The organism is Streptomyces sp. NPDC088387, assembly GCF_044753385.1.
In the GTDB taxonomy this organism is placed as follows: Bacteria; Actinomycetota; Actinomycetes; order Streptomycetales; family Streptomycetaceae; genus Streptomyces.
On sequence record NZ_JBIVNC010000002.1, the window covers coordinates 810,948 to 831,802 of the forward strand.

At 71.1% G+C, this 20,855-nt stretch carries 19 protein-coding genes; 16 read left to right on the forward strand and 3 right to left on the reverse strand.

Annotated features, from left to right (window positions below; translation table 11 throughout):
* Positions 1 to 80: 80 nt before the first annotated feature.
* Genes ACIQAC_RS08055 through ACIQAC_RS08065 form a run of 3 tightly spaced genes read left to right on the forward strand, consistent with a single transcriptional unit; the run spans position 81 to position 2,612 of the window.
* The gene (locus ACIQAC_RS08055; RefSeq protein ID WP_402188128.1) at positions 81 to 1,649 is read left to right on the forward strand and encodes an alpha/beta hydrolase; all 1,569 of its coding nucleotides are present in this window, start codon (positions 81 to 83) and stop codon (positions 1,647 to 1,649) included.
* 49 nt (positions 1,650 to 1,698) lie between these two features.
* Positions 1,699 to 2,100 carry a RidA family protein gene (locus ACIQAC_RS08060; protein ID WP_402188130.1) on the forward strand — a complete coding sequence of 134 codons (402 nt, stop codon included), beginning with the start codon at positions 1,699 to 1,701 and terminating at the stop codon, positions 2,098 to 2,100.
* Positions 2,101 to 2,111: 11 nt separating this feature from the next.
* The gene (locus ACIQAC_RS08065) at positions 2,112 to 2,612 is read left to right on the forward strand and encodes a GNAT family N-acetyltransferase (RefSeq protein ID WP_402188132.1); all 501 of its coding nucleotides are present in this window, start codon (positions 2,112 to 2,114) and stop codon (positions 2,610 to 2,612) included.
* 77 nt (positions 2,613 to 2,689) lie between these two features.
* On the opposite strand, the gene ACIQAC_RS08070 is transcribed toward ACIQAC_RS08065, so the two are convergent.
* A complete protein-coding gene (locus ACIQAC_RS08070; RefSeq protein ID WP_402188134.1) occupies positions 2,690 to 3,337 on the reverse strand; it encodes a HEAT repeat domain-containing protein in 648 nt (215 codons plus the stop codon).
* Positions 3,338 to 3,847: 510 nt separating this feature from the next.
* Between ACIQAC_RS08070 and ACIQAC_RS08075 the strand changes: the two genes are divergently transcribed.
* From ACIQAC_RS08075 to pssA, 9 genes are all read left to right on the forward strand, one after another.
* Positions 3,848 to 5,671 (forward strand): 3-hydroxyacyl-CoA dehydrogenase family protein, encoded by a 1,824-nt coding sequence (locus ACIQAC_RS08075; protein ID WP_402188135.1) that lies wholly within the window; start codon positions 3,848 to 3,850, stop codon positions 5,669 to 5,671.
* A 148-nt stretch (positions 5,672 to 5,819) separates the two neighbouring features.
* Entirely contained in the window at positions 5,820 to 6,629 is an 810-nt protein-coding gene (locus tag ACIQAC_RS08080; RefSeq protein ID WP_402188137.1) for a TetR family transcriptional regulator, read from the forward strand.
* Positions 6,630 to 7,039: 410 nt separating this feature from the next.
* Positions 7,040 to 8,413 (forward strand): crotonyl-CoA carboxylase/reductase, encoded by a 1,374-nt coding sequence (ccrA, locus tag ACIQAC_RS08085; RefSeq protein ID WP_402188222.1) that lies wholly within the window; start codon positions 7,040 to 7,042, stop codon positions 8,411 to 8,413.
* 10 nt (positions 8,414 to 8,423) lie between these two features.
* On the forward strand, positions 8,424 to 10,451 hold the full coding sequence (locus ACIQAC_RS08090) for a protein meaA (RefSeq protein WP_402188139.1): 2,028 nt from the start codon (positions 8,424 to 8,426) through the stop codon (positions 10,449 to 10,451).
* Entirely contained in the window at positions 10,448 to 11,413 is a 966-nt protein-coding gene (locus ACIQAC_RS08095) for an HpcH/HpaI aldolase/citrate lyase family protein (RefSeq protein ID WP_402188141.1), read from the forward strand. Before ACIQAC_RS08090 ends, ACIQAC_RS08095 begins: the two co-directional genes overlap by 4 nt.
* A gap of 15 nt (positions 11,414 to 11,428) precedes the next feature.
* A complete protein-coding gene (locus ACIQAC_RS08100) occupies positions 11,429 to 11,941 on the forward strand; it encodes a MaoC family dehydratase (RefSeq protein WP_402188143.1) in 513 nt (170 codons plus the stop codon).
* A gap of 2 nt (positions 11,942 to 11,943) precedes the next feature.
* Positions 11,944 to 13,149, forward strand: a complete 1,206-nt coding sequence (locus ACIQAC_RS08105; protein ID WP_402188145.1) for an acyl-CoA dehydrogenase family protein — start codon at positions 11,944 to 11,946, stop codon at positions 13,147 to 13,149.
* A gap of 169 nt (positions 13,150 to 13,318) precedes the next feature.
* Complete coding sequence (locus ACIQAC_RS08110; RefSeq protein WP_402188147.1) at positions 13,319 to 13,975, forward strand: phosphatidylserine decarboxylase; 657 nt, start codon at positions 13,319 to 13,321, stop codon at positions 13,973 to 13,975.
* Positions 13,962 to 14,816 carry a CDP-diacylglycerol--serine O-phosphatidyltransferase gene (pssA, locus tag ACIQAC_RS08115; protein WP_402188149.1) on the forward strand — a complete coding sequence of 285 codons (855 nt, stop codon included), beginning with the start codon at positions 13,962 to 13,964 and terminating at the stop codon, positions 14,814 to 14,816. The genes ACIQAC_RS08110 and pssA overlap by 14 nt, the downstream gene beginning before the upstream one ends.
* A gap of 80 nt (positions 14,817 to 14,896) precedes the next feature.
* On the opposite strand, the gene ACIQAC_RS08120 is transcribed toward pssA, so the two are convergent.
* Positions 14,897 to 15,778: a helix-turn-helix transcriptional regulator gene (locus ACIQAC_RS08120; RefSeq protein WP_402188151.1), complete on the reverse strand. Its 882-nt coding sequence runs from the start codon at positions 15,776 to 15,778 to the stop codon at positions 14,897 to 14,899.
* A gap of 134 nt (positions 15,779 to 15,912) precedes the next feature.
* On the opposite strand from ACIQAC_RS08120, the gene ACIQAC_RS08125 reads away from it, so the two are divergent.
* A complete protein-coding gene (locus tag ACIQAC_RS08125) occupies positions 15,913 to 16,797 on the forward strand; it encodes an oxidoreductase (protein WP_402188153.1) in 885 nt (294 codons plus the stop codon).
* A gap of 318 nt (positions 16,798 to 17,115) precedes the next feature.
* Here ACIQAC_RS08125 and ACIQAC_RS08130 read toward each other — a convergent pair whose 3' ends face one another.
* The gene (locus tag ACIQAC_RS08130; RefSeq protein ID WP_402188224.1) at positions 17,116 to 18,234 is read right to left on the reverse strand and encodes a glycerate kinase; all 1,119 of its coding nucleotides are present in this window, start codon (positions 18,232 to 18,234) and stop codon (positions 17,116 to 17,118) included.
* A gap of 203 nt (positions 18,235 to 18,437) precedes the next feature.
* Between ACIQAC_RS08130 and ACIQAC_RS08135 the strand changes: the two genes are divergently transcribed.
* The 3 genes from ACIQAC_RS08135 (at position 18,438) to ACIQAC_RS08145 (ending at position 20,853) form a co-directional block, all read left to right on the forward strand.
* The gene (locus ACIQAC_RS08135) at positions 18,438 to 19,538 is read left to right on the forward strand and encodes an ADP-ribosylglycohydrolase family protein (protein ID WP_402188155.1); all 1,101 of its coding nucleotides are present in this window, start codon (positions 18,438 to 18,440) and stop codon (positions 19,536 to 19,538) included.
* Positions 19,539 to 19,566: 28 nt separating this feature from the next.
* A complete protein-coding gene (locus ACIQAC_RS08140; RefSeq protein WP_402188157.1) occupies positions 19,567 to 20,055 on the forward strand; it encodes an NUDIX domain-containing protein in 489 nt (162 codons plus the stop codon).
* Between the two features lie 72 nt (positions 20,056 to 20,127).
* The gene (locus ACIQAC_RS08145; protein WP_402188159.1) at positions 20,128 to 20,853 is read left to right on the forward strand and encodes an SIR2 family NAD-dependent protein deacylase; all 726 of its coding nucleotides are present in this window, start codon (positions 20,128 to 20,130) and stop codon (positions 20,851 to 20,853) included.
* The last annotated feature ends 2 nt before the right edge of the window (positions 20,854 to 20,855 follow it).

The window sequence follows — 20,855 nt, forward strand, 5'->3', positions numbered from 1 at the left end:
TTCCTCCAGGGCCTCACCTCGGAAGGTGCGGCGAGACCGTGACTCGCGCGGTCCGAGCCCCTCCGTCCTGGGAGGACCCCATGAGAAGACGCGCAGCCGTGCTGTGCGGCGCCGCCGCCGTCCTGGCCGGTTCGGTCACCGCCGTCCCGACCGCGGCGGGCGCCCCCGGCGCCGCGCAGGCGGCACCGCCCGCCTGGAAGAAGTGCGGCACCTCCGACTACCCGACGCTCCAGTGCGCGTCGTTGAAAGTGCCGCTGGACCACGCCAACCCGGGCGGCCGGCAGATCACCCTGGCCCTCTCGCGCGTGCCGCACACGGCGAAGACGTACCAGGGGCCGCTGCTGGTGAACCCCGGTGGCCCCGGCGGCAGCGGACTGACCCTGGCCGGCTTCGTCGCCTCGGCGCTGCCCAAGGGGGTCGCGGCCCAGTACGACGTCATCGGCTTCGACCCGCGCGGTGTGGGCCGCAGCGAGCCCGCGCTCGACTGCTCGCCGGGCCACTTCGACCCGGTCCGCCCCGACTCGGTGCCGAGCGGCTCGGCGATCGAGAAGGCCAACCTCGACCGGGTCCAGTCCTTCGCCGCGGCCTGCGGCAAGAAGTACGCCTCCGTGCTGCCGTACGTCGACACCGTCAGCGCCGCGCGGGACATGGACCTGATCCGCGCGTCCCTGGGCGCACGGCAGATCAACTACTTCGGCTACTCGTACGGCACCTACCTCGGCGCCGTCTACGCGAAGCTGTACCCGGACCGGGTGCGGCGGGCCGTGCTCGACTCGATCGTCGACCCGCGCGGTGTCTGGTACGAGGACAACCTCGCCCAGGACCACGCCTTCAACGACCGCCACCAGGCGCTCATGGCCTGGATCGCCCGGCACGACACCACGTACAAGCTCGGCACCGACCCGGCCGGGGTCGAGGCCAAGTGGTACGCGATGCGCGCGGACCTCGCGCAGAGCCCCGCGCAGCGCAAGGTCGGCGCCTCGGAGCTGGAGGACACCTTCCTGCCGGGCGGCTACTTCAACGGCTACTGGCCGCACCTCGCGGAGGCGTTCGCCGCCTACGTCAACGACAAGGACGCCGAGCCGCTGGTCGAGGCGTACGAGAACTTCGCCGCCGTCGACAGCGCGGGCGACAACGGTTACAGCGTCTACACCTCCGTGCAGTGCCGGGACGCGGGCTGGCCGCGCGACTGGGGGCACTGGCGGGCCGACAACTGGGCGACGTACGAGAAGGCGCCGTTCATGACCTGGAACAACGCCTGGTACAACGCGCCGTGCGCGTTCTGGCCGACCGAGGCGCTGGAGCCGGTCGACGTCTCCAACGACCGGGTGCCGCCGGTCCTGCTCTTCCAGGCCACCGGCGACGCGGCGACCCCGTACGAGGGTGGCGTCGCGGTCCACGAACTGCTGCGCGGGTCCAGCCTGGTGGTGGAGCAGGGCGGCGGGAACCACGGCATCACGCTGAGCGGCAGCTCCTGCCTGGACAAGCACCTGGCGGCCTATCTGACCGACGGCACGGTGCCGCGCGGCGAGGGCGAGGCCGACGCGGTGTGCGCGGCCCTGCCGGACCCGAAGCCGCTGGCCGCGAAGTCCTCGGAGGGCTCGGGACACGGGACGGCGCTGCACGGCCTGCTGGGGTTCCGGGGCTGACCCGAGCCTCGTCGGAGGTGTTGTCGGACCCGTGATCCATCATGGACGCATGAGTGAGCTGACGAGGATTCCCGCCCCCGACGGGGTCGCCCCCGCCGCGCAGTACGCGCATGTGGTCATGGGCACGGGCCGGTTCGTGGCCGTCGCCGGTCAGGTCGCGCTCGACGAGCACGGCGACCTGGTCGGCGAGGGCGACCCGGCCGCCCAGGCCGAGCGGATCTTCGAGAACCTGCGCCGCTGTCTGGCGGCGGCCGGCGCGACCTTCGACGACGTGGTCAAGCTGACCTACTTCGTCACGGACACGGCGCACCTGCCCGCGATCCGCGAGGCCCGCGCCGCTCACATACCCGCCGACCGTCTCCCGGCCTCCTCGGCGGTCCGCGTCGCGGGCCTGGTCCGCCCCGAGTTCCTGATGGAGATCGAGGCGTTCGCGGTGGTGGGCGAGGCGTGACGGTTCGCGACATGAGGCTCGCGGACTGCGACCGGGTCGCCGAGATCCGGATCGGCGGCTGGCAATCCGCCTACCGCGGGCTGATGCCGCAGTCCCATCTCGACGCGCTGAGCGTCACGGACGACGCCGAGCGGCAGCGCACACGCTTCACCCGGGGCGACGGCAGTGTGGTGAACCTGGTCGCGGAGTCCGGCGGCGAGGTGACCGGCTGGGCCTGCCACGGCCCGTACCGCGAAGGTGAACTGCGCACGGCAGACGCCGAGTTGTACGCGATCTACGTCGATCCTGCGCGGTACGGCCGGGGTGTCGGGCAGGCGCTGCTGCGGGAGTCGGTGCGCCGGTGCACGGAGGCCGGACATCCGCGGATGCTGCTGTGGGTGCTGAAGGAGAACACACGGGCGCGGCGCTTCTACGAGCGGCACGGCTTCCGTCCGGACGGGGCACAGGAGCCGTACGAGGTCGCGGGGGTGCGGGTGCCGGAGGTGCGCTACGCCCGGGCGCTGACGGGCTGAACCCGGGCGCACACAGGCCCGCCCGACCCGCGTGTGTGCCGCCCCGCAGCCAGGACCACCCCGAACCCCGCCCGGCGTCAGCGCTGTTGGGGGATGCGGGCCAGCGCGCCCGCCGCCGCGGCGGCCAGTGGCGGATGTCCCAGGGCCTGCTCCAGCACGGGTCGCGCCCGCCGGTCCCCGAGCGCGCCCAGCCCCTCCACACACGCCAGCGCGACCTTCCCGTACGGGTCGTGCGGGCGGCGCAGCCGGCGTTCCAGGGTGGTGACGAGGGCCGGCACGGACTCGGGTGCGCGCAGGTCGGTGAGGAGCCGCACCGGGTGCAGGGCGTAGGCGACACGGAGTTCGTTGGTGGCGAGGGCGGCGGCGGCGCGGGCCGTGCGCGGGTCGCCGAGGCGGGCGAGGGCGTGGGCGGCGGAGGCGCAGCGCGCGGGCTCGCGGTGGTTGAGGAAGAGCACCAGTGACTCGAAGGCCCGCGGGTCACCGGCGACTCCGAGGCGGAACGCGGCGAGTTCCCTGGCCCACAGCGGCTGGCCGGGCGCGGTCAGTACCCGCCCGAGTTCGTCGCGATCCCCGGCGGTCACCAGATACGCGAACGCGTCCGAGTGGCCCGACTCCCGCCGCAGTCTCGCGAAGACCGCCTGCTCCAACGCCGCGCGCTCGGCGTCCTGTTCCGGGTCCGACTGTTCGACGTCCTGTTCCGGGTCCGACTGTTCGACTTCCGCCATGACGACGCACCACTCCGGTCGCTCGGGGACAGCACTGACATACCCGGCAGGGGCATCGCACCACCCCGGCCGACCATCCGGTCGGTCAGTGGTGGTACCCACCGACTCCCTGGCATCAACCGTGCCGGGCGGCACGGGACACGGGATGCGCGCACAATCGGCGAATCCGAGGGGGTCGTTGACTTGTTCGGGTCACCCCCTGGCGCGCTCGTTACTCGCGGGTTAAGCTCAGACGAGCGAGTTACCCACTCGCATGTTTGCTCATGGCGGCCTGGTGACGCAGCCGCCGTGGGTCCAGTCGGTTCGGTACTTCCGGTACCGCAGTACGACCCGGCCACGGGACAGGGCCGGTCGGCATCACCGTTCCCCGGGCGTGTGCACGTCCGGCGGTGACGGCACCGGGCGTGCGTTCGCGGCCCGGCTCACCCGCGTTTCTCCCGCACCCGGTGGTGCGCCCTCCCGGCGCACCCGGCGTGCTTCCAGTCGTCACCCTCATTCCTGGAGTCCGCGATGGTCTCTCCCCTGTCCCCTCAGACGCCCTTGTCACACACCCCCGCGTCCCCACTCCAGACGGTGGCCGTCGTGGGTCTCGGCACCATGGGCTCCGGCATCGCCGAGGTCCTCGTCCGGGCCGGCCGCGACGTCGTCGGCATCGACATCAGCGAGGCCCAGGCCGCGCTCTGCGTCGCCGCCCTGGAGTCGTCCACCGCCCGTGCCGTGGAGCGCGGCCGGCTCACCGAACGCGAGCGCACCGAGGCGCTGGCCCGGCTGCGCACCGGCACCGATCTGCGCGAGGCGGCCGCCGCCGACCTGGTGATCGAGGTGGCGCCGGAGTCGTACGAGATCAAGCACCAGATCTTCCGGGAGCTGGACGGGATCGTGCGCCCGCAGACCATCCTGGCGACCGGCACCAACGCCCTGTCGGTAACCCGGCTCGCCGCCGACTCGGCGCGTCCGGAACGGGTCCTCGGGGTGCACTTCTTCAACCCGGCGCAGGCCATGCGGCTGGTGGAGGTGGTCTCGTCCGTGCTCACGGCGCCGGCCGCCGTCGCCGCGGTCACCAACCTCGCGCTCGACCTCGGCAAGGAGCCCGTGGCGGTCGGCGACCGGCCCGGATTCGTCGCGGACGGGCTGCTGTTCGGCTATCTCAACCAGGCCGCCGCGATGTACGAGGCGAGGTACGCCTCCCGCGAGGACATCGACGCGGCGATGCGGCTCGGCTGCGGACTGCCGATGGGCCCGCTCGCCCTGCTCGACCTGATCGGCGTGGACACCGCGCGGACCGTCCTGGACGCCATGTACGCCGAGTCCCACGACCGGCTGCACGCCCCGGCGCCGATCCTCAAGCAGCTCAGCGAGGCGGGCCTGACCGGCCGTAAGACGGGGCGCGGCTTCTACACGTACGAGGCGCCGGGCAGCGCGACCGTGGTGCGGGACGCGCTGACGCCGCTGGACGGCGGGGTGCGGCCGCAGGGCCGGCTGGTGCGCTCGGTCGGTGTCGCCGGTTCGGGGACCATGGCGTCCGGGATCGCGGAGGTGTTCGCGAAGGCCGGCTACGACGTGGTGCTCGCCGCGCGCAGCGAGGAGAAGGCCAAGGCGGCCAGGGCCCGGATCGGCAAGTCGCTGGCCCGCTCGGTCGACAAGGGCCGGATGACCGCCGACGCGGCGGCGGGGACCCTGGACCGGATCACCGCCGCCGGGACCTACGACGCCTTCGCGGACGTGGACCTGGCGGTCGAGGCGGTCGCCGAGGACCTGGAGGTCAAGCGGCAGTTGTTCGCCACGCTGGACAAGGTCTGCAAGCCGGGCGCGGTCCTGGCCACCACGACCTCCTCGCTCCCGGTCGTCGCCTGCGCCCGTGCCACGTCCCGCCCGCAGGACGTGATCGGTATGCACTTCTTCAACCCGGCCCCGGCGATGAAGCTGGTCGAGGTGGTCCGTACGGTCCTGACCGCGGACGACGTGCACGCCACTGTCCGCGAGGTCTGCGGGACGATCCGCAAGCACGCGGTGGACTGCGGCGACCGGGCCGGTTTCATCGTGAACGCGTTGCTCTTCCCGTATCTGAACAACGCGATCAAGATGGTCCAGGACCACTACGCCTCGCTCGACGACATCGACGCGGCGATGAAGCTGGGCGGCGGCTACCCGATGGGCCCCTTCGAGCTGCTGGACGTGGTGGGTCTGGACGTCTCGCTGGCGATCGAGAAGGTGCTGCACCGCGAGTTCCGCGACCCGGGCCTCGCGCCGGCGCCGTTGCTGGAGCATCTGGTGGCCGCGGGCTGCCTCGGCCGCAAGACGGGCCGCGGCTTCCGCGAATATGCGCGACGGTGATCGACCCGGCGACTGGTTCACGGCCGGCGCCGAGTGGGGCGGGCTGCTCGACCCGGCAGGTTCTCCCCCGCCCGCGAAGGGCGGGGGAAACCCCCCGGGAAACCCCCGACCTGCGCACCAAGCTGCGCACATGCAGTACGTTCGGGTCATGTCCCAGCCCGCCAAGTCCTCACGTACACCAGCCACGTCCGACGCACCGGAGAGCGCCGCGGGCAGCCGCGCCGCGACCCAGCGGCTGAAAATGCGCCGGGAACTGGCGGCCGCGGCCATGGAGCTGTTCGCGACCAAGGGGTACGAGGCGACCACCGTCGACGAGATCGCGGCCCAGGCCGGCGTCGCCCGCCGTACCTTCTTCCGGCACTTCCGTTCCAAGGAAGAGGCGATCTTCCCGGACCACGACGACACCCTGATCCGCGCGGAGGCCGTGCTCAACGCGGCGCCGGCGCACGAGCACCCGCTCGACACGGTGTGCCGCGGCATCAAGGAAGTCATGAAGATGTACGCGGCCCGGCCGGAGATCTCGGTCGCCCGCTACAAGCTGACGCGTGAGGTGCCCACCCTGCGCGAGGCCGAGATCGCCTCGGTGGCGCGCTACGAGCGGCTGTTCACCCGCTATCTCCTCGGCCACTTCGACGAGCACGCGCACGACGACGACGCCAACGACGACCCGCTGCTGGCGGAGGTCGCCGCGTCCGCGGTGGTCACCGCGCACAACCACGTGCTGCGGCGCTGGCTGCGGGCGGGCGCGCAGGGCGATGTGGAGGCGCAGCTCGACCACGCCTTCGCGATCGTCCGCAAGACCTTCGGCACGGGCATCATGGCGGGCCGCACCACGGCCCCGAGGCCGGTCGCGGCGACCGCCTCCGCACAGGGCGAGGTGCTGGTGACGGTGGCCCGCACGGACGCCCCGCTGGACGAGGTCATGCGGACCATCGAGGAAGCCCTGAAGGACCGCTGAGCCCTGGCGTTCCTGTGACGACGGCCACCCCACGGGGTGGCCGTTTTGGCATGTAAGAGCACCTTTTCCTGTCGATTCCAGCCCCCGTTCGATCGATCATCGCTCATTTGTTACGTAAAGATTTCACCCGAGCGCAATTTCTGGCACTCGGTGCCTTGTCAGCTGACACGCCGTGCCATACGTTGAAGGAGTCCGGGCGGCCGGCGCGCAGCGACCCTTCGTGCGCCGGCTGTCCCAGCAAGCCGATGGCCTGCCCGCCCGGACGCCTGCGTCACAGGCAACCTCCCGCGCCACCACGCGCTGCCGAACAAGCCCCACCGCCGAACCGACGGCACACCCCTCAGCAGCACCGACGTAACCCTCAGCGCCCCTCCCCCGGGACGCCATTCGCCGGAGGCAACACCGTGACCGTGAAGGACATCCTGGACGCGATCCAGTCGGCCGACGCCACGCCCGCCGACTTCGCCGCACTGCCGCTCCCCGAGTCGTACCGCGCGGTCACCGTGCACAAGGACGAGACGGAGCTGTTCGCGGGTCTGGAGACCCGCGACAAGGACCCGCGCAAGTCGCTGCACGTGGACGACGTGCCGGTGCCCGAACTGGGCCCGGGTGAGGCCCTGGTCGCCGTCATGGCGTCGAGCGTCAACTACAACTCGGTCTGGACGTCGATCTTCGAGCCGCTGTCGACCTTCGGCTTCCTGGAGCGCTACGGCAGGGTCAGCGAGCTGACCAAGCGGCACGACCTGCCGTACCACGTCATCGGCTCCGACCTCGCGGGCGTGGTGCTGCGCACCGGGCCCGGCGTCAACTCCTGGAAGCCCGGCGACGAGGTCGTCGCGCACTGCCTCTCCGTCGAGCTGGAGTCGTCCGACGGGCACAACGACACGATGCTCGACCCCGAGCAGCGCATCTGGGGCTTCGAGACCAACTTCGGCGGCCTCGCCGAGATCGCTCTGGTCAAGTCCAACCAGCTGATGCCCAAGCCGGACCACCTCAGCTGGGAGGAGGCAGCCGCCCCGGGCCTGGTCAACTCGACCGCGTACCGCCAGCTGGTGTCGCGCAACGGCGCCGGGATGAAGCAGGGCGACAACGTGCTGATCTGGGGCGCGAGCGGCGGACTCGGCTCCTACGCCACGCAGTTCGCGCTGGCCGGCGGCGCCAACCCGGTCTGTGTCGTCTCCAGCCCCGAGAAGGCCGCCATCTGCGAGGCCATGGGCGCGGAGGCGGTCATCGACCGCAACGCCGAGGGCTACCGGTTCTGGAAGGACGAGCGGACCCAGGACCCCAAGGAGTGGAAGCGCTTCGGCAAGCGCATCCGCGAGTTCACCGGCGGCGAGGACATCGACATCGTCTTCGAGCACCCCGGCCGCGAGACGTTCGGCGCCAGCGTCTACGTCACGCGCAAGGGCGGCACCATCACCACCTGCGCCTCCACCTCGGGCTACATGCACGAGTACGACAACCGCTACCTGTGGATGTCCCTGAAGCGGATCATCGGCTCGCACTTCGCCAACTACCGCGAGGCGTGGGAGGCCAACCGGCTGGTCGCCAAGGGGAAGATCCACCCGACGCTCTCCAAGGTGTACGCCATGGAGGAGACCGGCCAGGCCGCCTACGACGTGCACCGCAACCTCCACCAGGGCAAGGTCGGTGTGCTGTGCCTGGCGCCCGAGGAGGGGCTCGGCGTGCGCGACGCCGAGAAGCGCGCCCAGCACGTCGACGCCATCAACCTGTTCCGGGCCGCGTCAGCGGAACGGACCATCCAGTACAGCCGGAACATCTGAGGTCACACAGATGACTGAGCGTCAGAAGGACCGGCCGTGGCTCATGCGCACGTACGCCGGTCACTCCACGGCCGAGGCGTCCAACGAGCTGTACCGGCGCAACCTCGCCAAGGGCCAGACCGGTCTGTCGGTGGCGTTCGACCTGCCGACACAGACCGGCTACGACTCCGACCACATCCTCGCCCGCGGCGAGGTCGGCCGGGTCGGCGTGCCGATCGCGCACGTCGGTGACATGCACCGGCTGTTCCAGGACATCCCCATGGAACAGATGAACACCTCGATGACCATCAACGCCACGGCGATGTGGCTGCTTGCGCTCTACCAGGTCGTCGCGGAGGAGCACGGCGCGGACATCGGCCTGCTCCAGGGCACGACCCAGAACGACATCGTCAAGGAATACCTGTCGCGGGGGACGCACGTGTTCCCGCCGGGGCCCTCACTCCGGCTGACCACGGACATGATCGCGTACACGGTCTCCCACATCCCGAAGTGGAACCCGATCAACATCTGTAGCTACCACTTGCAGGAGGCGGGTGCCACACCGGTCCAGGAGATCGCGTACGCGATGTCCACCGCGATAGCGGTTCTCGATGCCGTACGCGACTCGGGGCAGGTTCCCGAGGAGAAGTTCGGGGACGTCGTGGCCCGTATCTCCTTCTTTGTGAACGCGGGTGTCCGCTTCATCGAGGAGATGTGCAAGATGCGGGCGTTCGGGCGGATCTGGGACCAGGTCACGCGCGAGCGGTACGGCATCGAGAACCCCAAACAGCGCCGGTTCCGCTACGGCGTCCAGGTCAACTCCCTGGGTCTGACGGAGGCTCAGCCGGAGAACAACGTCCAGCGGATCGTGCTGGAGATGCTGGCCGTGACGCTCTCCAAGGACGCCCGCGCGCGTGCCGTGCAACTCCCCGCCTGGAACGAGGCGCTGGGCCTGCCCCGGCCCTGGGACCAGCAGTGGAGCCTGCGCATCCAGCAGGTGCTGGCCCACGAGAGCGATCTGCTGGAGTACGAGGACATCTTCGCGGGCTCGCACGTGATCGAGGCGAAGGTGGCCGCCCTGGTCGAGCAGTCCCTCGCCGAGATCGGGCGGATCGAGGAGATGGGCGGCGCGATGGCGGCCGTCGAGTCCGGCTACCTCAAGTCGCAGCTGGTCTCCTCGCACGCCGAGCGCAGGGCCCGGATCGAGTCCGGCGACGAGAAGATCATCGGTGTCAACATCTTCGAGACGACCGAGCCCAACCCGCTCACCGCCGACCTGGACACAGCGATCCAGACGGTCGACCCGGCGGTGGAGGAGCAGGTCGTCACCGCGCTGCGGCACTGGCGCGACACCCGCTACCAGCCGCCCTTCAACCACCCGCGTCCGTGCAAGGCGCTGGAGCGGCTGAAGGAGGCCGCCAAGGGCACCGACAACCTCATGCAGGCGACCCTGGAGTGCGCCCGCGCCGGTGTCACGACCGGCGAGTGGGCCGGGGCGCTGCGCGAGGTGTTCGGCGAGTTCCGCGCCCCGACCGGGGTCTCCTCGGCTCCGGTGGCGGTGCCCGCCGAGGAGGGCAGCGCGATGGCCGGGGTGCGCCGCCGGGTGGAGCTGACGGCGAAGGACATGGGCGTGGGCAAGCTGCGCTTCCTGGTCGGCAAGCCGGGCCTGGACGGGCACTCCAACGGGGCCGAGCAGATCGCGGTGCGCGCGCGGGACGCCGGCTTCGAAGTGGTCTACCAGGGCATCCGGCTCACCCCGGAGCAGATCGTGGACGCGGCCATCGCCGAGGACGTGCACGCGGTGGGCCTGTCCATCCTGTCCGGCTCGCACGCCCAACTGGTCCCCGACGTGCTGGACCGGCTGCGCGAGGCGGGCGCCGCGGACATCCCGGTGATCGCCGGCGGGATCATCCCGAACGCCGACGCCGAGCAGCTCAGGGCCGCCGGAGTGGCCGCGGTCTTCACCCCGAAGGACTTCGACATCACCGGGATCATCGGCCGTATCGTCGACGAGATCCGCAAAGCGAACAAGCTCGACCCCCTGGAGGTCCCCGCATGACAACGCCCGTCAACCGTCTGCGTCCGCGGCGCTCCTGCCTGGCCGTACCGGGCTCGAACCCCCGCTTCCTGGAGAAGGCGCAGGGCCTCCCCGCCGACCAGGTCTTCCTCGATCTGGAGGACGCCTGCGCGCCGCTCGCCAAGCCGGAGGCGCGGCACACCATCGTCAAGTTCCTCAACGAGGGCGACTGGACGGGCAAGACGCGGGTCGTGCGGGTCAACGACTGGACGACGGAGTGGACGTACCGCGATGTCGTGACCGTCGTCGAGGGGGCGGGCCAGAACCTGGACTGCATCATGCTGCCGAAGGTCCAGGACGCCCAGCAGGTCGTGGCGCTGGACCTGCTGCTGACGCAGATCGAGAAGACGATGGGCTTCGATCTCGGCCGGATCGGTATCGAGGCGCAGATCGAGAACGCGCAGGGGCTGAACAACGTCAACGAGATCGCGCAGGCCTCGCCCCGGGTCGAGACGATCATCTTCGGCCCGGCCGACTTCATGGCGTCGATCAACATGAAGTCGCTCGTCGTGGGTGAACAGCCGCCCGGCTACCCGGCGGACGCCTACCACTACATCCTGATGAAGATCCTGATGGCCGCCCGCGCCAACAACCTCCAGGCGATCGACGGCCCCTACCTCCAGATCCGCAACGTGGAGGGCTACCGCGAGGTCGCGCAGCGCGCCGCCGCGCTCGGCTTCGACGGCAAGTGGGTGCTGCACCCGGGCCAGGTCGAGGCGTCCAACGAGATCTTCTCGCCGTCGCAGGAGGACTACGACCACGCCGAGCTGATCCTGGACGCGTACGACTACTACACGTCCGAGGCGGGCGGCAAGAAGGGCTCGGCGATGCTCGGCGACGAGATGATCGACGAGGCGAGCCGCAAGATGGCGCTGGTCGTCTCCGGCAAGGGGCGCGCTGCGGGGATGACCCGTACCTCGAAGTTCGAGATCCCCTCAAGCTAAGGAGCCCTGAGCGCGATGCAATTCGGACGCACCTACGAGGAGTTCGAGGTCGGGGCGGTCTACAAGCACTGGCCGGGCAAGACGGTCACCGAGTACGACGACCATCTGTTCTGTCTCCTCACCATGAACCACCACCCGCTCCACCTGGACGCCAACTACGCCGAGAACACCACGGACTTCGGCAGGAACGTGGTCGTCGGGAACTACGTCTACTCGCTGCTGCTCGGCATGTCCGTGCCGGACGTCTCCGGCAAGGCGATCGCCAACCTGGAGATCGAGTCGCTGAGGCACGTGGCACCGACCTTCCACGGCGACACGGTCTACGGCGAGACGACGGTCCTCGACAAGACACCGTCGCGGTCCAAGTCCGACCGCGGGATCGTGCACGTGGAGACCCGGGGCTACAAGCAGGACGGCACGCTGGTCTGTGTGTTCCGCCGCAAGGTGATGGTGCCGACCGAGACGTACATCAAGGAGCGCGGCGGCGAGCAGCCCGGCCGGCCCGAACCGAAGCAGCAGGAGAAGTAGCCATGGCGCGCCTCGCCCAGACCGCCGGTCTGACCGACATCCAGCAGGAGATCCTGTCCACGGTCCGGGACTTCGTGGACAAGGAGATCATCCCGGTCGCGACCGAGCTGGAGCACCGCGACGAGTACCCGCAGCAGATCGTCGACGGGCTCAGGGAGTTGGGCCTGTTCGGTCTGATGATCCCCGAGGAGTACGGGGGTCTTGGCGAGTCGCTCCTCACCTACGCCCTGTGCGTCGAGGAGATCGCGCGCGGCTGGATGTCGGTGTCCGGCATCATCAACACCCATTTCATCGTGGCCTACATGCTCAAGCAGCACGGCACCCAGGAGCAGAAGGACCACTTCCTGCCGAGGATGGCGGCCGGTGACGTCCGCGGCGCGTTCTCCATGTCCGAACCGGCGCTCGGCTCCGACGTGTCGGCGATCTCGTCGAAGGCGGTGAAGGACGGCGCGGAGTACGTCCTCGACGGCCAGAAGATGTGGCTGACGAACGGCGGTACGTCGTCCCTGGTGGCCGTCCTCGTGAAGAGTGACGAAGGCCACCCGGAGGGCACCGCGGCCCACAAGTCGATGACGACCTTCCTGATCGAGAAGGAGCCCGGCTTCGGTGAGGTCCGCCCCGGCCTCACCATCCCCGGCAAGATCGACAAGATGGGCTACAAGGGCGTCGACACCACCGAACTCATCATGGACGGCCTGCGCGTTCCGGCCGATCGGGTGCTCGGCGGGGTCACCGGCCGCGGTTTTTACCAAATGATGGACGGGGTCGAGGTGGGCCGCGTCAACGTGGCGGCGCGTGGCTGCGGCGTCGCACAGCGTGCGTTCGAACTCGGCGTCCGGTACGCCCAGCAGCGTCACACTTTCGGCAAACCGATCGCCCAGCACCAGGCCATCCAGTTCAAGCTGGCGGAGATGGCTACCAAGGTCGAGGCGGCCCATGCGATGATGGTGAACGCAGCACGTAAAAAGGACTCCGGGGAACGAAACGACCTTGAGGCAGGGATGGCGAAGTACCTCGCCTCCGAGTACTGCAAGGAGGTCGTGGAGGACGCCTTCCGGATCCACGGCGGCTACGGCTTCTCGAAGGAGTACGAGATCGAGCGCCTCTACCGCGAGGCGCCGATGCTGCTCATCGGTGAAGGCACCGCCGAGATCCAGAAAATGATCATCGGGCGAAGGTTGCTCGAAGAGTATCGATTCCAGGGCTGAATGTCCGAAACGGGGTGTTTTCTTCGAGAAGAAGCTCACACCCCGTAGGCGGCCTTCGGCCGCCGACTCGGCTTCCTGGCTTACCCAGTTGCGGCGTGGAACCGCTACGATCGCGGGAAAGCCGCCGTCCCCCGTCAGAAGCGCGGCATCCTCGCTACGAAGGTCATTCATGCCCCACAGCCAAACCTCTGCACCCCGAGACAGCCTGGCCGGCGTACGCCTCGCGCGCGGAGCATCGCCGTGGCTTCTCCCGACCGTCGCCACCGCAGCCGTCAGCCTGGTCCGCGCCCGCCGCTCGGGTGTGGCCAAGGCCGTCGCCGTCCCCGCCACCGCTCTTGCGGCGGGCATGCTGTGGTTCTTCCGCGACCCCGAGCGTGAGATCACCCAGGGCCGGGTCATCTCGCCGGCCGACGGTGTGGTGCAGAGCATCATGCCGTGGAAGGACGGACGTACCCGCGTCGCGATCTTCATGAGCCCGCTCAACGTCCACGTCAACCGTGCCCCGCTGGCCGGTGAGGTGACGTCGGTCGAGCACGTCCCCGGCGGTTTCGTTCCCGCGTTCAACAAGGAGAGCGAGAACAACGAGCGGGTGGTCTGGCACTTCGACACCGAGCTCGGCGACATCGAGATGATCCAGATCGCCGGTGCGGTGGCCCGGCGCATCGTGCCTTACGTGCCCGAGGGCACCAAGGTCGAGCAGGGCGACCGGATCGGGCTGATCCGCTTCGGCTCACGTGTGGACCTCTACCTCCCGGAGAGCGTCGAGGTCGCGGTCGAGGTCGGTCAGAAGACCGTGGCTGGGGTGACTCGCATTGACCGTGATTGACCCGGAGACCCAGGCAGGCTGGGTGCCCGAGGCCGAGGAGGACCACGACGAGGAGGAGATGCCCCTCTCTCTCCGCCTCTCGATAGCGGACACCCTCACCCTCGGCAACGCCACCTGCGGCTTCATGGCGGTGTACTTCACCACCACCGGCATCCTGATCCCGCACCTCACCGGCAGCCAGGAGACCGGAATGGCCCGCCACAGCGCGGCCACGGCGGTCATCCTGATGCTCTGCGCGGCGGTCTTCGACCTGTTCGACGGCCTTGTCGCCCGCAAGCTGCGCTCCTCCCCCATGGGCGCCGAGCTGGACAACCTGTCCGACCTGATCAGCTTCGGCCTGGCACCGGCGTACTTCGTCCTGGTGTACGGCATGGTCGCCGACGACGCGCACCAGCGGGTGGCGGCGGTCGGCGCGATCGTGGTCCTGCTCGCGGTGGTGCTGAGACTCGCCCGCTTCTCCTGCGTGACCCCGCCGAACGGCATGTTCCAGGGCATGCCGAGCCCATTCGGCGCGCTGACCGTGGTTTCCATCGTGCTGCTTGAGCTGCCCTTCGTGGCGACACTGCTGGCGATCCTGGGCACGGCCTGGCTGATGGTGAGCCGCGTCGAGTACCCGAAGCCGCGGGGCCGTCTCGCGGTGGCGATGCTCGCGTGGATCGTGCTGAGCATGGGTCTGCTGTGCGCCTGGGCGTTCGACGCCCCGAGCGGCATGCTGCTCCTTCAGACCGGCTGCGCGCTCCAGCTGGTGATGGGCGCGGTGATCCCGCTGTTCGCCACGTTCCGCCGGGTGAACAACTTCCGCGACAACCGCCGTGAGGCGCGTGCGGCACAGCTGCCGTAGCGGATCCCGCACGACGGTGAAGGGCCCCGGACCGGGTTGGTCCGGGGCCCTTCGCCATGTCCCGGGACATGTCCCTCTCTTCACTGCTCCGGCGTGGGCTCGGGTGCGGGGTGTGCGGGGTGTGCCGGGTGTGCCGGGTGTGCGTCGTGCGGGGTGGTGTGGAGGCTGCCGAGGATGTTCAGCAGCTCGGCGCTGCGGCTGCCCGGTTCGGCGTGGAAGACCACCAGGACCAGTGCCTCGTCGCCCTCGACGGAGAGCTTCTCCGACTGGAGGTCGAGGTCGCCGACCAGGGGGTGCCGCAGCTTGCTGACGCGTCCGCGGTGGGGCTGGACCTCGTGGCGGCCCCAGAGCTGCCGGAAGCGGTCGCTGCGCACCGAGAGCTCGCCGACCAGCTGCTGAAGCCGGGGATCGGCCACGTCGGGTCCGACATGGGTGCGCAGTACGGCCACACCCTCGGCGGTGAGTTCCTCCCAGTCCCGGCGCAGCGCGCGTTCGGCGGGGTCGAGGAAGACGGCCCGCATCAGGTTGACACCGGGTGTGTAGTTCGGGCTGAGGGCGGTGGCCAGGGCGTTCACCGCGAGGACGTCGGTGAGCCGGTTCTGGACGTAGGCCGGGGTGTCGGTCCAGCCGTCGATCAGCCGCAGCAGGCTCGCGGGGACGGTCTCGGGGCCGTGGGCCGCGTGGCGTGGTGCGTGGGCGAGCGTGATCAGGTGCGCGGTGGTCGCCGCGTCGAGCCGCAGCACCCTGGCGAGGGCTTCCAGCACCTGGACGGACGGGTTGCGGTCGCGGCCCTGTTCGAGGCGCAGATAGTAGTCGCCGCTGATGCCGGCGAGTGTCGCGACCTCCTCGCGGCGCAGGCCGGGGACCCGGCGCAGTCCGCCGCCGGGCAGTCCCGCCTCCTCGGGGCGGACCAGTGCGCGGCGGGCGCGGAGGAAGTCGCCGAGGGCGTTGGTCGGGGCCATACGTCCACCGTACGGCGGGTGGGGCGGGCGGTGCCTGGCCCTGTCACCCCCAGGAACAGCGGGGTACTGCCGGGGCCCGGGGACGCGGACGCACGCTGGCGACGCACCTGGAACTTCATGAGAGGTACGAACCCATGTCTGCGATCTCCGCCGCCGGAACCGTCACACTCACCGGCGGACCCACGCTGTCCCGGATGGGCTACGGCGCGATGCAACTGGCCGGGCCCGGTGTCTTCGGCCCGCCGAAGGACCGCCGGCGGGCGGTCGCCGTACTGCGGGCGGCGGTCGACGCGGGCGTCACCCACATCGACACCGCCGACTTCTACGGTCCCGGTGTCGTCAACGAGCTGATCCGGGAGGCCCTGCACCCCTACCCCGAGGACCTGACCGTCGTCACCAAGGTCGGCGCCCGCCGGGCCGCGGACGGCGGCTGGATCATGTCCCGGGACCCGGAGGACCTGAAGGCGCAGGTCCGGGAGAACCTGGACCATCTCGGCCTCGACGTGCTGGACGTCGTCAACCTGCGGCTGGGCGAGGTCGAGGGCCCGGACGACTCGTCGGTCGCGGAGCCCTTCGCCGCGCTGGCCGAACTCCGGGAACAGGGTCTGATCCGGCACCTGGGCCTGAGCTCCGTGTCCTCGGCGCAGCTCACGGAGGCGCAGGCGATCGCGCCGGTCGTCACCGTGCAGAACCTCTACAACCTGGCCCGGCGGCAGGACGACGCCCTGGTCGACCGCTGCGCGGCCGAGGGCATCGCCTTTGTGCCGTTCTTCCCGCTGGGCGGCTTCACGCCGTTGCAGTCGGACCGCCTGACAAAGGTCGCCGCCTCCCTGGGAGCGAGCCCCCAGCAGGTCGCCCTGGCCTGGCTCCTGCACCGCTCCCCCACCATCGCCCTGATCCCCGGCACCTCCTCCCCGACCCACCTCCACGAGAACCTGGCGGCGTCCGACCTCCACCTCCCGGAGGACGCCCTGACGGAACTGGACGCGATCGGCGGGGAGCCGGGCGGACAGGGCTGACGTGGCCTGACCGCCAGGGCGGGCGGGATCTGCCGTGGGCGAGGTGCTGTGGCCGGGGGTGGCGCGCGGAGGTGGCCGGGCGGACGGGATCCAACCGGCGAGGCGGACACGGCTGACCGCGGGCCCACCGGCCGGAGCGCACGGGATCTGCCTCGGCGAGCTGCCCCGCCGGGGCGGGCGGGATCGTACCGGCGGCGCGCACCGGCCGAGCAGGGCAGACCGGCAGCGCGGGGCTGAAGCGGTGGGCGGCACCGGTCGCACGTCCCCCGCCCGGCCGGGCCGGGGGCGGACGACGGTGGAGGAAGACGGTGATGCCGGTCAGGTGAGGTAGTCGCGGGCGATCTGCTGGGCGACGCGTTCCAGGATCGGGCCCGCGTCCGAGATGCACTTGGCGATGTCGGGTTCCTCGTCCGTCAGGGGGTAGGCGCGGCGGATGCCGGCGCGGCCGAGGGACTCCGGGGGCAGGGCCAGCCGGCCGCAGACCGCGACGACGTCCTTGCCGGCGGCGCGGGCGGCGGCGGCGACGCCCGCCGGGGCCTTGCCGTGCAGGGTCTGCTCGTCGAGCGAGCCCTCGCCGGTGATGACGAGTTCCGCGCGGGAGAGCGCGTCGGCGAAGCCGAGGACGTCGAGCATGACCTCGATGCCGGCGCGGAACCGGGCGCCGACGATCAGCGCGCCGTAGCCGATGCCGCCCGCGGCGCCGGCGCCCGGCGAGGCGGCGGACTCGGCGGCCCGAGGGCCGATGGCCGCCTCCAGGATCTTGGCGTAGTGCGCGAGCGCCGCGTCGAGCGTGGCCACGTCGTCGGGAGAGGCGCCCTTCTGCGGGCCGTAGACCGCGGGAGCGCCCTTGGGGCCGGTCAGCGGGTTGTCCACGTCGCTGGCCAGCACGAACTCGATGTCGGCGAGGCGGGGGTCCAGGTCCGACAGGTCGGCCGAGGCGAGGGAGGCCAGTCCGCCGCCGCCCGGGGCGACCGGCTCGCCGTCGGTGTCCAGGAAGCGGGCGCCGAGCGCGGTCAGCATGCCCGCGCCGCCGTCGGTGGTGGCGCTGCCGCCGACGCCGAAGACGATCGTCCGGGCGCCCGCGTCGAGGGCGGCCCGCAGCAGCTCGCCCGAGCCGTAGGTGGAGGCGGTGAGGGGTGCGAGGACGCCGGCGGGCAGCCGCTGAAGGCCGCTCGCCTCGGCCATCTCGACGACCGCGGTGCCGTCGCGCAGCGCGAACGCGGCGCTCACCTCGTGCCCGAGCGGCCCGGCGACCCGCACCTCACGCCGCTCGAACCCGGCCGCGACGGCCGCGTCCACGGTCCCGTCGCCGCCGTCGGCCACCGGCAGCGCCTCGACGACCAGATCCGGCACGACCCGGCGCAGTCCGGCCGAGACCCGCTCGGCGACCTGCACGGCCGTCAGCGAGCCCTTGAACTTGTCCGCGGCCACGAGCACCGTCCGGGCCCCGTCCACAGCAGCAGCGTCAGCCACCTTGGTATCCCCTTGCTCTTCGAGCCTTGCGCACGTCAAGGCAGTCGCGCCGCTGCGACCTTAACCGGAGTCCGCCCCCGCCGTCATGCCCTGCCCAACCCCTGGAACCCCCGGCGATCCGCCGCGGAGGGCCTGTGCCGGGGCCCGGAAAGGGGTACACCGGTGCTATGACCCCTGTGGGCACTGAGCCAGAGCTCGCCGACCGCGTTCTCGGGGGCTGGCTGGGCCGGATCGCGGGCAACATGCTCGGCAAACCGGTCGAGCAGGGCGACCTGTGGACGCGGGACCGTATCGACCGCTATCTGCGGCGGGCCGCCGCCCTGCCCCTGACCGACTACCTCCCCGCGCCCGCCGACGGCGACGGCGACGAGCTGCGCCCGGAGTGGCGCGAGTGCGTACGGGGCCGGATCCACGGCAGCTGCCGCGACGACGACGTGGACTACGCGATCCTCGGCCTCGACCTGCTGGAGCGGCACGGTTTCGCCTTCAGCACCGAGCAGGTCGGCGAACTGTGGCTGCTGCGGCTGCCGTACCGGCAGACCTTCACCGCCGAGCGGGCCGCCTACCGCAACCTCGCCAACGGCCTCAGACCGCCGCTGACGGCGACGTACGACAACCCGTACCAGGAGTGGATCGGCGCGCTGATCCGCGCGGACATCTACGGCTGGACCTGCCCCGGCGCCCCGCGCCGCGCGGCCTCCCTGGCCCGCCGGGACGCGGTCCTCTCGCACACGGGCAACGGTGTCTACGGCGCGATGTGGGCGGCGGCTCTGGTCGCGGCCGCGTTCACGGCGCCGACCGTGCGGCACGCGGTGGACCAGGCGCTGGCTGTGGTCCCGGCGAGCTGCCGTCTCGCGCGGACCGTACGCCGGGTCGTGTCGCTGCACGACGCCCGCCTCGCCTGGGAGGACACGCTGACGACCGCGGCGGAGGAGACGTCCGGCCTGGGCTGGATCCACACGGTGCCGAACGCGGCCGTGCTCACCGCCGGGCTGCTGTACGGCGACGGCGACTTCACCCGCACCATCACCCTCACCGTCCGCGGCGGCCTGGACACCGACTCCAACGGGGCGACCGCCGGTTCGGTGGCCGGTGTACTGACCGGCGCGCGGGCGATCCCGGGCCAGTGGAAGGACCCGCTGGAGGACACCGTGCGCAGTGCCGTGTTCGGCTTCGACGGGGCGCGGATCAGCGAACTGGCCGAACGGACCGTGCGGTTGGCGGTCGCGGAGGCGACCCCGGCCCAGAGCGGGTCACGGTCCGTGTGAGGGGCGCCGGGCTGGTTACGCTTCCGGGGTGACCACTGACTTCGCCACGTACATCGCGGGCCTGCCCCGTGTCCTCGCCGGTGCCGCCGCCCTCTTCCGTGACGCCGGTGGGCGGGTGCTGCTCGTCGAGCCGAACTACCGGGAGGGCTGGGCGCTGCCGGGCGGCACGGTCGAGTCGGACGACGGGGAGACCCCGCGCCAGGGCGCCCGCCGGGAGACCGCGGAGGAGATCGGCCTCGATCGTGAACTGGGCCCGCTGCTGGCCGTCGACTGGGTGCACGGGACGGCCCGGCCGCCGCTGGTGGCGTATCTCTACGACGGTGGTGTGCTCGGCGACGCGGACTTCCAGGCGATCCGGCTCCAGGAGGAGGAGCTGCTGTCCTGGCGGCTGGTCGCCCCCGAGGAGCTGCCCGTCTACCTCCCGGGGACGCTGGGGCTGCGGGTGCTGGCGGCGCTGGAGGTCCTCGCGGAGGGTTCCGGCACGGCGGAACTGGAGAACGGGGTCCGGGTGGGGTGACCCGGGCGGGCCGGATCGCCCCGGCGGATATCTGTTCGCCGCGCGGGCGGGCGCCGACCTACCCTCGGAGCCATGACGAAGCCCCTGGTGGCCCTGCTCAGTGGCGCCGGCATCAGCACGGACTCCGGTATCCCCGACTACCGCGGGCCGAACGGGCTGTGGCGGCGCGATCCCGAGGCCGAGAAGCTCGTGACGTACGAGTACTACATGGGCGATCCCGAGATCCGGCGCCGTTCGTGGCGGATGCGGCGCGACAACCGCACGCTCGCGGCCGAGCCGAACGCGGCGCATGTCGCCGTCGCCGAGCTGGAGCGGTCCGGGGTACCGGTGCGGGTGATCACACAGAACGTCGACGGGCTGCACCAGCTCGCCGGGATGCCGGCCCGCAAGGTGCTGGAACTGCACGGCAGCGCACGGACGTTCGTGTGCACCGGCTGCCACGCCCGGGGTCCGATGGAGGACGCGCTGGCCCGGGTCGACGCCGGTGAGGACGATCCGCCGTGTCTGGCGTGCGGGGGCATCCTGAAGTCCGCGACGGTGATGTTCGGCGAGCGGCTCGACCCGGAGGTGCTGGGCGAGGCGGTCGCGATCACCAAGGCCTGTCAGGTCTTCGTCGCGGTCGGCAGCAGCCTCCAGGTGCAGCCGGCGGCGGGCCTCGCGGGCGTCGCCGCCGACCACGGGGCCCGGCTGGTCATCGTCAACGCCGAGCCGACCCCGTACGACGAACTGGCCGACGAGGTCGTGCGCGAGCCGATCGGCACGGCACTGCCCCGGCTGCTGGCCTCGATCGCCGGCTAGGC

Coding starts and splice junctions, on each gene's coding strand:
- ACIQAC_RS08090 (WP_402188139.1), top strand. CDS start 8,424: ATGACTGAGCGTCAGAAGGACCGGCCGTGGCTCATGCGCACGTACGCC.
- ACIQAC_RS08065 (WP_402188132.1), top strand. CDS start 2,112: ATGAGGCTCGCGGACTGCGACCGGGTCGCCGAGATCCGGATCGGCGGC.
- ACIQAC_RS08055 (WP_402188128.1), top strand. CDS start 81: ATGAGAAGACGCGCAGCCGTGCTGTGCGGCGCCGCCGCCGTCCTGGCC.
- ACIQAC_RS08135 (WP_402188155.1), top strand. CDS start 18,438: ATGACCCCTGTGGGCACTGAGCCAGAGCTCGCCGACCGCGTTCTCGGG.
- ACIQAC_RS08100 (WP_402188143.1), top strand. CDS start 11,429: ATGCAATTCGGACGCACCTACGAGGAGTTCGAGGTCGGGGCGGTCTAC.
- ACIQAC_RS08125 (WP_402188153.1), top strand. CDS start 15,913: ATGTCTGCGATCTCCGCCGCCGGAACCGTCACACTCACCGGCGGACCC.
- ACIQAC_RS08060 (WP_402188130.1), top strand. CDS start 1,699: ATGAGTGAGCTGACGAGGATTCCCGCCCCCGACGGGGTCGCCCCCGCC.
- ACIQAC_RS08120 (WP_402188151.1), bottom strand. CDS start 15,778: ATGGCCCCGACCAACGCCCTCGGCGACTTCCTCCGCGCCCGCCGCGCA.
- ACIQAC_RS08075 (WP_402188135.1), top strand. CDS start 3,848: ATGGTCTCTCCCCTGTCCCCTCAGACGCCCTTGTCACACACCCCCGCG.
- ACIQAC_RS08070 (WP_402188134.1), bottom strand. CDS start 3,337: ATGGCGGAAGTCGAACAGTCGGACCCGGAACAGGACGTCGAACAGTCG.
- ACIQAC_RS08110 (WP_402188147.1), top strand. CDS start 13,319: ATGCCCCACAGCCAAACCTCTGCACCCCGAGACAGCCTGGCCGGCGTA.
- ACIQAC_RS08105 (WP_402188145.1), top strand. CDS start 11,944: ATGGCGCGCCTCGCCCAGACCGCCGGTCTGACCGACATCCAGCAGGAG.
- ACIQAC_RS08080 (WP_402188137.1), top strand. CDS start 5,820: ATGTCCCAGCCCGCCAAGTCCTCACGTACACCAGCCACGTCCGACGCA.
- ACIQAC_RS08095 (WP_402188141.1), top strand. CDS start 10,448: ATGACAACGCCCGTCAACCGTCTGCGTCCGCGGCGCTCCTGCCTGGCC.
- ACIQAC_RS08145 (WP_402188159.1), top strand. CDS start 20,128: ATGACGAAGCCCCTGGTGGCCCTGCTCAGTGGCGCCGGCATCAGCACG.